Source organism: Microcoleus sp. D3_18a_C4 (assembly GCF_036702415.1).
Taxonomy (GTDB): Bacteria; Cyanobacteriota; Cyanobacteriia; order Cyanobacteriales; family Microcoleaceae; genus Microcoleus.
In genome coordinates, this window is record NZ_JAUBTI010000149.1 from 1 (window position 1) to 12,554 (window position 12,554).

Below are 12,554 nucleotides of genomic sequence, written 5' to 3' on the forward strand. Positions count from 1 at the left end.
TCAATTACGCACTTGATTTAGCTAAACACTTGATCTTATCATGTTTTAGGTTGAAATTAAGATGCGTTTACCCTGGTAAACGGGTACAGTCTAAAAACCTTTGCTTTACCTGCATTTAATAGCTTTCTAGCTATCACTGGCAGACACGGAGTTAGAGGTTTCTTGTCGATGTCAAGTACAAATACTTGATTGGGAGTTTTAGACATGGTTGCGTCTATTCCTAATTAGTAAAGGTTGCCTCGGCATGGTTATTAGGCGGTACTTTCTCCACAGCACTGGCTTTACAAATCCTTGCCTGTTTAACGGTGGAGTTATAGAGCTTGGGGCTGGCACGTACTCCAAGGTATGAACTTTAACGCTTCCTAGTAACAACAGCCTGGACTTACTTAGCTATTTCGGGATTTCTCCAGAAATGTCTAGGATTTCAGTAAGTCCCAAAGCAATCAATTTTTCTTTAGCAATTTTTTGAGCAACTTAGGAATCTCTGAAGGTCGAGCCGCCACAGGTATGTCCGCCTCTTCAAAGGCAGCCATTTTGTTTGGGACCGAAACTCCAAAGGCTTTCTGGGCAGCCGCCCGAGAACTGATCAGGATGCCGGCGTGGCCCAAAGACGGCCCCTTGGGAGCGTAGTGGCCGGCCAGATAAGCAACCACGGGTTTGTCGATCGCCGAGGCGATGTAAGAAGCAGCAGCTTGTTCACTCCACCCGCCAACTTCCCCCACCAAAACTATCGCTTCGGTACTGTCGTCTTCGTCCAAAATTTGCAGCCACTGCATAAAAGAAGAACCGACAATCGCGTCGCAGCCAATACAAACCGCCATCGACTGTCCCAACCCAGCCTCCGTCAGTTCTAGGGCAACTTCGTAAGTCAAAGTGCTGCTGCGGCTGATCACTCCCACGGGGCCGGGAGTGTAAAATTCCTTGGGGTGAGTTCCCAGCAGGAGTTTGTCGGGCACAATAATCCCCGGACTGTTGGGCCCGATTACCAAAGTTTCGGTGGCTTCTGCTTTTCTGACTAAGTGCACCATATCCAGAGGAGGCACTCCCCCAGTAACGATCGCAATTTGCCGAATTCCTCCGGCGATCGCTTCTAGAGCCGCATCCAGCACCGAGTAAGCGTCTACCAAAATTACCGCAGTGTCAACGTGACCCACTGCCGCCACTGCTTGTTCTACCAAATCAAAAATCGGAATTCCCTCCACTTCCAGCCCCCCCCGACCGGGACTGACACCGGCGACTACATTCGTGCCGTATGCTTTCATCATCAGGGCGGCGCGGGTGGACGCGGGAGATTCTGTAATGCCTTGTACTAGGACTTTGCTTTCAGGAGTTAAATTCATTTTTTCCCAATTGACACTCGATCTGTAAAAAGCAGAAGGCCTTCATCTGTACCGAAATCTCATTTTTTGCCGATCGACTGCCGCTACTTGACGGAGGATACAGAAGCGGCCGCGGCCTCATCCAAAGTGCTAGCTAGCTGCACCGGCAACTGTCCCAAACGCTTTTTAACAGCATCAGCATCGATCTCTACCAGCCGCAGCACAACTTGGATGTGGCGGTTAGCGCGAGCTTTCCGTTCCAAATAGCCGGCTACTGCAGCGATTATTTCCTCGGTCTTGGAGGCGCTGCCCAAAATATTTACAAGTATCACCTTAACGCTTTTATCCTGAGCGACTAACTCCAGACCCAACTCCGCGCGATCGCGCAGGGCATTTGCTGCATAGTAGCGGTCTAGGGAACCAATATTCACAAAATTAGCTGGTTTTCCTCCTTGGTGGGTTACAGCATCTAGAGTTGCCATTGTCAGGCCCACTCCGTTGCACAAAATCGCGATATTCCCGTCTAGTTCGATTAATTGCAGGGATTCGGAATTCGAGATTGGGGATTTAGATTTGGGGTCAAACTCCGGCGACTGCTGAACCTTGGACTGGGAATGGGAGCGATCGCCCCCAGCATGGGGACTTCTTCTTTCCCGTGCCAACCCGCCCAAGAGCTTCTTTCCCGATAGTGCGGCCAAATCTGGATGTCGCCCCAAGGCATCGTCGTTGGCGGTGACTTTACCGTCTAAAGCCATTACCTCTCCCGTCGGACTGATGCCTAGAGGATTGATTTCTACTAGGTCTAAATCTTTTTCGACAAACAGCCGGTACATTTTTTCGACAATGGTGCTCACCGATTGAATCAAGTCTCCCTGCAATCCCATTTTCAGCGCGAGACGCCTCGCGTAGAAGGGGGAAAATTCTTGATCTACGGCCACTTGCTGCATTTGCTCGATCGACCCTTCGACATCCATACCTCCTTGGCTCGAACCCAGAAGCACCGGGCGGCGTGCTACGGGGTCTAGGAGTACCGCTAAGTACAATTCTTGGTCGGCGTTGTACTTTGCTTCTGCCAGCAGGACTTGGGGATATTCATCCTCGATCGGCAAATTAAAAATTGTTTGGGCTGCTGCTACTGCATCGATCGTATTTTCCACAAACTTGATACCCCCCGCCCTGCCCCGTCCCCCAGCCCGCACTTGCGATTTGAGTACAACGGGGTAAGGAATTTTCAGTCCTTTGAGGTCAGCGGGATTGTCAATCCGCTGCGACGGCAAAATCGGAATTGCCATCTGGCGAAATAAAGATTTAGCTTGGTACTCTAACAAATCCATTATCAATTACGGGTGACGGGTAGTTGGCAACAAGCAATTCGTCCTAATTGGCAATTCATAATTAATAGATAGTAATTGGTTTTTTGTCAAGTTAAAAGTTAAAAATTCTCGCTTTTATCTTTTAATTTTAGACTTTTGTATGGCCGATTACTTATTCGCTATTACCGCTCGCCGATTACCTATTACCTAAGCTGTTTCAAAGTGTTTTTTTCTCGGAATTGCCAAATTTTACTCTTAGGCTCTGGCGGGGAGATATTTGGCGAGCGTTGGTGTTTTTTTGTCTCGGAAAATCTTCGGACGTTCGGCCATACTGTGCCGAGATATTTCTGCGAATTGTTTACTTGATGCTATTAACAGCACCTTGATGGACGGTTTTGACCCATTTGAGCCGCTTGGGCCGTACCGCAATCCGAGCCGTCACAGTCCCTACCAGCAGCCAGTGGAACATATACACAGTACCCCGCAGCGTTTGCAGCAAGGTGAGAAAAACTCGCCTTACGTCAAATTTGGTCTCTTTGCGAGTGCGGCGCAAACCGACAAACATTCCCACCACCGACAATGTAAGGGTCATAAAAGTTATGGGACTGGCGATCGGCATCCGGCGCAGCGCAATTGACATCACAAAGTCGGGTAGCGCTACTGTGGGTAAGAAATATTGAGATACCCAAAATCCAAATAAATCCCAAGTTTTCCCAGTTCCCATGCGGTTCCGCAAAATTAGCCGCCAGTAGTCAAGATAACGCTGATAGCCACCTTCTGCCCAGCGATTGCGCTGGTGCCACAGGGCGCGAGCGTTAGTGACTCCTTCTTCTGACACGGCTGGGAAAGGGAGAAATTCAATGTCCCATCGGTTTAGGTGCAGCCTCACCGTCAAATCCAGGTCGTCGGTAATCGTCTCCTCGTTCCAGCCTCCGCAGCTTTCCAAGGCGGTGCGGCGCATGAATTGGCCGTTACCGCGCAATTCTCCAATGCCGCCGATCGCAATCCGCTGCTGCTGGAAAAAACTGTCGAGAGCCATTTCTGCTTCTTGGCCGCGAGTCCACAAATTTACCGAAGCATTGGCGATGGCTTTTCTGACTTGCACAGCGCCTACCTTTTCTCCATCGAACACTGGCAGCACCCGGCGCAGCAAATCCGGCGTTACCGTCGCGTCGGCGTCAAATATTCCGACAAATTCCCCGCGAGTCAGTGGTAACACTTGATTCAGTGCTCCCGACTTGCCGCCGCTGGCATTTGCTCCTCTGCGAAATACTTTGAGCTGGGGGTACTTTTTGGTTAGCTGTTCCAATACTAGCGGCGTGCCGTCGCTGCTGTGATCGTCGATCGCCCAAACTTCGTAGCGGTCTATCGGATAATCTACATTGCAGATGGATTCTACGAATCTGGCAATCACGGCTTCCTCATTTTTCGCTGCCACCAGCAGCGACACGTAAGGCCAATCCTCTCGACTTTCATCGGCAAGAGGTGGCAGTGCGGGCTTGGGTTCCGCAAACAAAACTCGAAATGCTTGCATCCACAGCAGTCCCGTCAACCCCCACACTACCCACGCGCCCCAAGAAATCAAGTGCAGGGCGATCGTGCCGGCCCAAATCGCAGTCAGCACTGCGGCGGCTTTTCCGCGCCGTCCCCGGTACAGATTTTGAGGAAAAGAGGGAGTTCCCGGCACAGGCACCGCAACTGGGAGCTCTGCTTTTGTTTCCGCGTCAAACACCTTGTCGCCAATGTCTGGTATAGCAAATACTTTGCTGAGCTTCGAGTGCGAGGTCAAACTCTTGAGCTCTTCTTGAGCTAAATCAGAGATGTCTAAGTTAAGCTCGCTGCGAGCGTCGTTTTCTGGCCAAGAACTCTCCTGCATAGGTTACTTGATTCAACCACCAATAGTTTTTGATTTTAGATATAAGCATCTACTGTATCAGTTTCTGGGCTTTTGTCGAAAGCGGACGGGAGGACAACCAGCGGGTTAGGTGTTTGTACGGCCCTGGTAAACGGGTACTGCATAGAGTATTTGGGTTGACTTTTGCTTGCGATCGACCTGGAATATCTGCTAGTTTTTTCAGGGGATCTAAACTATCTGTTAGTAATAATTGTCTGAGGTGGAAATATGTCTATTCCTCAACTCAAGCCAGCCGATGACAAAGAAGTGAAAGTCTACGCGCCTTTCTGTCAAGAGCCCAGGCGCAAGTTTTTACCGCACGCTATTGCCCTCTACAAGCTCAAAAGCTTGGAGGGGGCAAGAAAAATTGACGGTGGGGACAGCGTGCCGTTTGTCGCTAGTTGGAATATCTCGTCGCTGCCGATCGACTTAACCCGCTGTCGGGTGTTGTTTGACGGTAATGCTGAACTCAGCTACGAAGTGACTATGCAAAGCTCTGAGTTTGTTAGTTGCTTAATTGAGGTTCTCCTGACTTTTCAGCGAACTCGTACCGTCGATTTTTCTAAAACGTTTTACCGCAAGCTGATGCGAATGGATGAATAACTTTCACCGCAACCGCACTCCCGAAAGTCGGCAATTGACAATCAAGCAATTTAATCCGGGGCCCCCGGATTGATTCGCGGATCGAGAAAAAAGCTCCTCGCTCCCGATCGCCAGCCCCCGGATTTATCAGTGGGGTTGCTTTCTTCAATCTAAAATCTAAAATCTAAAATCTAAAATCGATTGACGGGCGGTATAACTGGCGCACCAATAGTGTAAAGCCACGACGGCAACATTACATGATTGGTGCGCCAGTCCTATTTGAGAAGCGGAAAGAGTAAGCGAGTTCTTGGATCATTCTCAATAATCTTTTTGGGGGTCAGCACTTATCCCCATTTCTAAAGTAAATCTACAGCAGTTTTCTGTTGAGCGTGATACGGATTTCTCGTAGGGATTCAGACAAAGCCTTAGTCCCTACCTGTATTTCATCCAATTGAAAACTGCTGTATTTGTTGTGGGACAAGCGCAAAAGCCTGTTTCGGATATTAGACCTCTTGCAAAAATAACTAGGACGGGATCTTCGGCCCGTCCCACAAGAGTTATTTTTTCTTGTGGGATGGGCCGAAGATCCCGTCCAATAAATTTATGAAAAGGACTTTTGCAAGAGGTCTATTGGTACTGGGCGAGTACGCGCGAGCGAAGCTATCGCCGTGAGGCGAATCGCGCCGTCCGATTTCGTTCAACTTTTGCGACTAGGTAGCTGAGAGGAAAGCGCTGTAGATCCGCCCAAGGAAAATCAATCTACAGCCCTTGAACTGCGATCTCGCTAGCATCGCAATCAGCCTTTGGGCTGCCGAAATTCCAGCCCACGCCGCCCGACAATTTATGTATTGAGAAGCTAGAAGCCCCATTCTAAGCAGCTTATTGCTCGCAGTGCCACCGCTCAGTTTTAACGCGGGCGTGCTCACTAATAATTAATAACTAATCCTACAACATATCCCTTTCAAATTATATGCACAATTGCTTAGGCAAGCAGCGTGTTCTCTTCCTATACAATCCTCTATTTAGCCACTAAAAAAACTATCTTCAACCCTCTAAGTAGGCTTTTAATGTAAAATTAACCAGTTTTACCGTGTTATTTTTACTCGATAAAATTCGAGGTTGATATCTCAGCGACGCAAGCCGAATGCCTAAAAATATTACAATTAAAATCGGCTTTCAAAGAAATTATGGGCGATAAATACTTATCAAAACCTGCTGGCAAAACAAACAATTGAAAAAGTGGTTTCCCAAAATCAAGTAAAAAGAATGGGAAGAAAAGGGTTGCGAACAGGTGAATAAAATTTTTTAGCAAAAAAACAAATTGCCCAAAAGTGACAAAATCGAGTATAATAGTATTGCCTAATTGAGTCGCAGTTCAGAAATACTGTAGAAAAAACTAAATTTATTGAAATAGACAGGTGCAAATTGAGGATTGAAGGCGTACCCAAATTGACTAAATATTTGCTGATCGGTTCCACAAAAGCTTACAGTGGCAAGTCGGCCATCGCCCTGGGGATGGCACTCGGACTCCGGGCAAAAGGACTGGCCGTCGCCTACGGCAAACCTCTGGGAACCTGTTTCAGCTCGCCCGGAGCTGGGATCGAGGACGAAGACGTGCGGTTCGCGGTAGAGACGCTGAATCTCTCAGAAAGTCAGATGCCGTCAACACTGCTGTATTTGGATGAAGAGACCGTTCACAAGCGTTTGCGGGGAGAAGACAAGACAGATTACCGCCAGTCTTTAGCGCAATATTTGCAAGCTCCCAGCGGAGACTTGGCGCTGTTAGAAGGCCCAGCTAATTTGGAGGAAGGCAGTCTGTTTGACTTGTCTTTGGCTCAAATCGCTGAGACAGTTGATGCCTCTGTGCTGTTGGTAGCTCGCCCGATCGATCTGTATGTAGACGATTTGCTGTCGGCTAAACAGCGTTTGGGTTCGCGGTTGCTGGGCGTGGTACTCAACGACGTTCCCTCGGACAAACTCGAATCCGTAACGGCGACTGTGCGGCCTTTTCTGGAGGCTGCGGGTATTCCAGTTTTGGGAATGCTGCCGAGAAGTGCTTTGCTGCGAAGTGTCAGCGTCAAAGAATTGGTGCACCAATTGAAAGCTGATGTGCTCTGCCGTAAAGACCGTTTGGACTTGATGGTGGAAACCTTGACAATTGGCGCGATGAATGTTAGTTCGGCTATGAAGTATTTCCGCAAAGCGAGAAATATGGCGGTGGTGACGGGGGGCGATCGCACGGACATTCAGCTAGCGGCTCTGGAAAGCTCGACTCAGTGCTTGATTTTGACAGGTCACTTGCCTCCTTCTCCCTTGGTGATTGGCAGGGCAGAAGAAATGGAAATTCCGGTTTTGTCTGTTGATTTGGATACCTTAACCACGGTGGAAATTATCGACAGCACCTTTGGCAGCGTGCGCCTGCACGAACCGATCAAGGTGGAATGCGTTACTCAGCTAATGGCAGAACATTTTGACCTTGAGGGCATGATGGCATCCTTGGGGCTGAGCGATCGAGTCCATTAAGAAGAGAGCCGGAGCTGAGGGAAGAAGGTATTCGGCAGAGAGAATTTTTTGTTTAAATAAATAAAAAGCTAAAATTCTTAAATTCTCAATTTTTCTTGAATTCTACCTTGAGCTCCGGCTGGCCAATGTCGGAAGACATTCTGCCTTCAGGCGAACTCAAATCTCCCCATCCTCTAGTCTGATCCGGTAAATCAGCAATTCTTAACTTCTTTTTGGCGGCAATGGCTAGTGAGTCTGCTAAAATCCACAACGTAGTTTTATTTAATTTAATAAATTCTTTGAGTCAATCAATTGAGCTACCCAGAGTAGATGATTTTTTACAAGAACTTGCGGCGATCCAGCAAACCAGCTCCAAGCGGATTGCTCTTTTGGGTTCTCGCCACGTTCCTATTACCCACCAGCAGCTAATTGAGATGCTGAGCTACGCCATAGTTCTGGGAGGCAATCAGCTCATCACTTCTGGCGCTACAGGCACCAATTCAGCCGCAATTCGGGGGGCAATGCGAGCAGATCCTAATCTGCTGACGGTGATTTTGCCACAAAGCATGAGTCGCCAGCCTCGCGAGTCTCGCGAGCAACTCGAACAAGTGATACATTTGGTAGAAAATCCCAAAAATGATAGCTTGTCTCTCCCGGAAGCAAGCGCCATGTGCAATCAGGAGATTATTTCTCGCTGCCAGCAACTGATATGTTTTGCTTTTCACGAAAGCCACACTTTGCTGAAAACTTGCCAGGATGCTGAGGAACAGCGCAAGGTGGTTACTCTGTTCTATTTTGATTGAACTGCGAGGCGGATGATGCTGTTGGGATTGCCTGTGTCGGTTATTCTGCTTGATTGTATTGCTGCTGCTGCTGCGCTGGTTTACGCACCGTTTTTGGTGGTTGCGTTCGCCCGCTTGCAGCTAGGCTACGACCAAGCTGCCCCCCGCGCTATGTTTGAGAGGTTGCCTGCTTACGCTCAGCGGGCAACTTGGGCTCACCAAAATTCGTTTGAGACGTTTATGCTGTTTTCAGCGGCGGCTTTGATGGCTTTTGTGACGGGGGTAGATTCGGAACCGGCGGGTTGGGCTGCGATCGCTTTTACGATCGCCCGGTTGTTGTTTTCGGTTTTCTATATTCTGAATGTGCCGCTGGGGCGATCGCTCATGTTTGCGATTAGTTCTTCTTGCACTGTTTCTTTATTCTATTTCAGTTTAATGGCTGTTAACGGCTAATTTTCAGTAGTCATTGGTTATTGGTTATTGGTTATTGGTTATTGGTTATTGGTTAGTTGTTAATGCCCAATGCCCTGTTTTGCCAATGCCCAATGCCCAATGCCCAATGCCCAATGCCCAATGCCCCATTACCAATTACTAATTTATGGCTGCTAGTTATTCCTTTGATATTGTCAGCGATTTCGATCGGCAAGAATTAGTCAATGCTGTTGACCAAACAACGCGAGAAATTCAAAGCCGCTACGATTTGAAAGATACCAAAACTACCGTAGAATTGGGCGCAGAATCCATTACTGTCAATACGGACAGCGAATTTACTCTCGACGCGATTCACACTGTTTTGCAAACTAAAGCCGCCAAGCGCAATTTGTCTCTGAAAATTTTTGATTATGGGAAAATTGAAGCTGCTAGTGGTACTAGAGTACGCCAAGAAATCAAACTGAAAAAAGGGATTGACCAGGAAATTGCCAAGAAAATCACTAAATTAATTCGAGATGAGTTTAAAAAGATTCAAGGCTCGATTCAAGGTGATGCAGTGCGCGTTTCGGCTAAGGATAAGGATGATTTGCAGTTGGTAATTCAACGGTTGAAGCAAGAAGATTATCCGATGGCTTTGCAGTTTACCAATTACAGGTAAATTTGATAGTTGATCGGGACTTCAGTCCTCATACGTGGTGACGAATCAGGACTAAAGTCCTGACTAAAAACAAGTTTTTATCGACTTAATATTAAATATCTAAACCCGTGACTGTTAAGTCGGGAGGATGTTCGACAACAAACTGGTAATATAACTCTTGCTTTGCTTGCGGTGGCAGAGACATTATCCATTCTAGCAGTCCCATTTCACCTGCTACTATCTTCGGATTAGTGAGAGTCGATCGCACTTTAATTTGTTCATTGCGGCTGACTGGCAATTGCTCTTTCAGTGTCAAGTGTACCTGCACCTGATGCAAGTTTGTCACATTTAAGCGATAAGCGTAACTCATGCGCCGCTGCTGGCCGATCAGTTTTTTATCTACTTGTCTTTCCACTAATTCCCGCTCTATTTTTAACCGTTCATCTATTCCTAAATTAACTTTATATTCTTGCCCGGGGGAAACATTTTCTAACTGCACAGTACCGACAAAAGTGTTGTCGCGAAAGATATTTGCTTTACCGGGAAGCAGAGTTGCGCCTGTCAGCGGATTCACAACAACTGCTTGCAAATAGGCAAAACTGACTAATCGCGGAACTGCAATATATTCAGGTTTAAAGGGATAATTTTCGCCGAAAATAGTAACTTTGTGCGGTGTACCGTCGCTGGGAATCTTGGTACTTCCGCCTACTTGAAATGAGACTGTACCGCCTTCTCTGGATACTTGGGCTGTGGCTATTTGAGCTGCTATGGGCGCTCGTGTTATGGAGCGTGAACCGCCGCCTGTAAAACCTTCAGATAATACTTCTTCTAGGTCTAAAAAATCATCCTCTGATACACCCCTACCAAAAAATTGCTCTGGCTCGGTTTTATCGATATACCAAGGTTCTAGTTTTGGTGGGAGAGTTCCCATTCCGGGTTTTGCTGTAGATAAAGTCAGCGCTACTCCCGTCCAATCTTCGCCTGTATTTTGATTGACTTCGGCTAGGTAATTGAGATTAATTTGGTTGTTGATAGTGTTTACTCGCAAGTCGTAAAGGGGAGTCCAACGGGCTCGCGTGACTACATAGGAAACTTCTAGTTCAAAATTGCCGCTGCCACTGGGTTCAATGGCAACAATGATGTTAAAACTTTGCTGCGAATGGGGAGTTTGTACTTGCCCCACCTGCTGCTGCAAAGCTTTTATTTGCTTGTCTATTTCGCGCTGCTGTTTTTCGTGTTGGGCGATCGCACTTACATATTTTAGGTAATTAGTTCCTAAAAAATTGAGCAATTCGCCAGTTTCGTTTAAACCTACCTGCTGTTTGGCGATGCTGCTGGAAAAGAAACCGACGCTTTTTTCGCTCAAACCTTCCACAAATTGGAGCTGAATTTTTCGGGCGGTTATTTTGTCGTTAATTCCCCGTCTTTGGGTTTGTAACTCCTTAATTTGTTGGGTTAATTCGGCAGTGCGATCGCCCAATGGTTCGCTGCTAAACACTCTGTGGCAGCGCACTCCCAGCAATCGCACAGCAACTGTACCCGCACCCGTAGCCCTGACTGACTCTGGTTCCAGGGTTGCGGGGAGAGAGGCGATCGCCAATTCTCGCTCGTTTCCCGTCAAAGCGACTGTGCCACGGCGCGTCACCAAAGCGCGATCGGTGTAAACTGTAACTTCTGATATGCGAGTATCTAGTGTTTTGATGGTATCAGAATTAAGTATTTCTGAGTCAGTCATTGCCAGTGGCTCCTATTTAATAACCGTTTAGTCGATCGAGCATTTTTCAAAGTAGTTTATTAATCAAACTCAGAAGTTATTGGATTATCTACAGCGGGGGATGGCGGGTTTACGAGATCATTAGTTTTATACATTGATGGTTGGTCAAACCCGCCCCGACAGTTTGATGTTCAAAATGGTAGCGCGGGAGTGGGCGGGTTTAGGAGTTTACGAAATCGTTACTTTTAGGCATTGATAGTTGGTAAAACCCGCCCCAACGGTTAATTTTAGCTCAGTGGATCGATTCCTGCCAAATCCAAAATTTGAGGAATTAAATCTTCTCGTTTGACGGCCATCATGTGAACTCCTTGACAAATCTGCCGCGCTAGCTTGACTTGTTCGGCAGCAATTTTTATGCCTTCCTGCAAGGGTTCTGGAGCTTTAGCCAAACGGTCGATCGTCTCTTGCGGAATGTGAACTCCCGGCACGTATTTTTTAATAAATTCAGCATTTTTAGCTGATTTAAACAAAAATATTCCAGCTAAAACTGGCTTGTTGCAGCCCGCTGCAACGTGGTGCATAAACTTATCCAAAACTTCAAAATCTGTAATTAATTGACTCTGAAAAAACTGTGCTCCAGCCTCTACTTTTTTCTCAAATCTACTTTGCAAACCCGACCAACTGGGGCATTGCGGATCGACGGCAGCACCGACAAATAAATCGGTAAATCCGTCTGTTAAAGGTTTGTCATTCCAGTCTTTGCCGCCATTCATTTTTTGGATGACTTGTAACAGTCGTACTGATTCCAAATCGAATACACTTTTTGCTTTCGGATGGTCGCCCGCTTTGACGGGATCGCCTGTAAGTGCTAATACATTGCGAATGCCTAAAGCGTGAGCTCCCATGAGATCGGCTTGCAGGCCAATTTGATTGCGATCGCGACAAGCAACTTGACAAATTGGCTCAATTCCGTGCTGCACTAAAATCGCCGAAACTGCTAGGGGGCACATTCGCAAAACTGCGCGACTCCCGTCTGTGACATTAATTGCGTGAACTCTGTTTTTGAGGCGTTCAGCCATGTGAATTGTGTGAGTCATGTCGCCGCCTTTTGGTGGGGCAACTTCGGCGGTAATTATAAATTCTCCGGGGGTGGTGCAGGCTGTGCGAAAACGGTTCATGATTATTTTTCTGTTATTGGTTATGTGTTATTTGACAGTTGACAGTTGTTAGTTGACAGTTGACAGTTGGCAGTTGACAGTTGACAGTTGACAGTTGGCAGTTGTTAGTGGGCAGTTGGTAGTTGTCATGGGAGCATCTCAGTTTTGTAAAAAGCATTTTTTTTATTGTAGTGCGAGCGTCCCCGCTCGCGTATTGTACAA

General features: G+C 47.3%; 10 protein-coding genes and 1 pseudogene. 5 read left to right on the plus strand and 6 right to left on the minus strand.

The features are described 5' to 3' along the window. Positions 1-74: 74 nt before the first annotated feature. The 4 genes and pseudogenes from QUB16_RS31255 to QUB16_RS31270 form a co-directional block, all read right to left on the minus strand. Positions 75-206 (minus strand): annotated as a pseudogene (locus tag QUB16_RS31255) (RRXRR domain-containing protein); the annotation flags it as partial. Between the two features lie 237 nt (positions 207-443). Further along, positions 444-1,340 (minus strand): CoA-binding protein, encoded by an 897-nt coding sequence (locus QUB16_RS31260; RefSeq protein WP_333322132.1) that lies wholly within the window; start codon positions 1,338-1,340, stop codon positions 444-446. 83 nt (positions 1,341-1,423) lie between these two features. Beyond that, positions 1,424-2,653 carry a succinate--CoA ligase subunit beta gene (locus QUB16_RS31265; RefSeq protein WP_333322134.1) on the minus strand — a complete coding sequence of 410 codons (1,230 nt, stop codon included), beginning with the start codon at positions 2,651-2,653 and terminating at the stop codon, positions 1,424-1,426. A 337-nt stretch (positions 2,654-2,990) separates the two neighbouring features. Further along, entirely contained in the window at positions 2,991-4,508 is a 1,518-nt protein-coding gene (locus QUB16_RS31270) for a glycosyltransferase family 2 protein (RefSeq protein WP_333322135.1), read from the minus strand. 246 nt (positions 4,509-4,754) lie between these two features. Here QUB16_RS31270 and ebsA point away from each other — a divergent pair, with 246 nt between their 5' ends. The 5 genes from ebsA (at position 4,755) to QUB16_RS31295 (ending at position 9,482) form a co-directional block, all read left to right on the plus strand. Further along, positions 4,755-5,129 carry a type IV pilus biogenesis protein EbsA gene (gene ebsA / locus QUB16_RS31275; RefSeq protein WP_333140917.1) on the plus strand — a complete coding sequence of 125 codons (375 nt, stop codon included), beginning with the start codon at positions 4,755-4,757 and terminating at the stop codon, positions 5,127-5,129. 1,404 nt (positions 5,130-6,533) lie between these two features. Then, on the plus strand, positions 6,534-7,631 hold the full coding sequence (locus QUB16_RS31280) for a phosphotransacetylase family protein (RefSeq protein WP_333322136.1): 1,098 nt from the start codon (positions 6,534-6,536) through the stop codon (positions 7,629-7,631). Positions 7,632-7,909: 278 nt separating this feature from the next. After that, entirely contained in the window at positions 7,910-8,413 is a 504-nt protein-coding gene (locus QUB16_RS31285) for a DNA recombination-mediator protein A (protein ID WP_333322141.1), read from the plus strand. A 15-nt stretch (positions 8,414-8,428) separates the two neighbouring features. Further along, entirely contained in the window at positions 8,429-8,845 is a 417-nt protein-coding gene (locus QUB16_RS31290; protein ID WP_333055489.1) for an MAPEG family protein, read from the plus strand. Between the two features lie 145 nt (positions 8,846-8,990). Continuing rightward, on the plus strand, positions 8,991-9,482 hold the full coding sequence (locus QUB16_RS31295; protein WP_333029954.1) for a YajQ family cyclic di-GMP-binding protein: 492 nt from the start codon (positions 8,991-8,993) through the stop codon (positions 9,480-9,482). A gap of 91 nt (positions 9,483-9,573) precedes the next feature. Here the strand turns inward: QUB16_RS31295 and QUB16_RS31300 are convergent, their stop codons facing one another. Together QUB16_RS31300 and QUB16_RS31305 are read right to left on the minus strand one after the other, a co-directional pair. Next, on the minus strand, positions 9,574-11,196 hold the full coding sequence (locus QUB16_RS31300; protein WP_333322138.1) for a mucoidy inhibitor MuiA family protein: 1,623 nt from the start codon (positions 11,194-11,196) through the stop codon (positions 9,574-9,576). A 266-nt stretch (positions 11,197-11,462) separates the two neighbouring features. Beyond that, the gene (locus QUB16_RS31305; protein WP_333322139.1) at positions 11,463-12,353 is read right to left on the minus strand and encodes a methylenetetrahydrofolate reductase; all 891 of its coding nucleotides are present in this window, start codon (positions 12,351-12,353) and stop codon (positions 11,463-11,465) included. Positions 12,354-12,554: the final 201 nt, after the last annotated feature.

Excerpts from the sequence above, each read along its gene's own strand:
- QUB16_RS31260 (WP_333322132.1), bottom strand. The coding sequence starts at position 1,340 with ATGAATTTAACTCCTGAAAGCAAAGTCCTAGTACAAGGCATTACAGAA.
- QUB16_RS31265 (WP_333322134.1), bottom strand. The coding sequence starts at position 2,653 with ATGGATTTGTTAGAGTACCAAGCTAAATCTTTATTTCGCCAGATGGCA.
- QUB16_RS31270 (WP_333322135.1), bottom strand. The coding sequence starts at position 4,508 with ATGCAGGAGAGTTCTTGGCCAGAAAACGACGCTCGCAGCGAGCTTAAC.
- ebsA (WP_333140917.1), top strand. The coding sequence starts at position 4,755 with ATGTCTATTCCTCAACTCAAGCCAGCCGATGACAAAGAAGTGAAAGTC.
- QUB16_RS31290 (WP_333055489.1), top strand. The coding sequence starts at position 8,429 with ATGCTGTTGGGATTGCCTGTGTCGGTTATTCTGCTTGATTGTATTGCT.
- QUB16_RS31295 (WP_333029954.1), top strand. The coding sequence starts at position 8,991 with ATGGCTGCTAGTTATTCCTTTGATATTGTCAGCGATTTCGATCGGCAA.
- QUB16_RS31300 (WP_333322138.1), bottom strand. The coding sequence starts at position 11,196 with ATGACTGACTCAGAAATACTTAATTCTGATACCATCAAAACACTAGAT.
- QUB16_RS31305 (WP_333322139.1), bottom strand. The coding sequence starts at position 12,353 with ATGAACCGTTTTCGCACAGCCTGCACCACCCCCGGAGAATTTATAATT.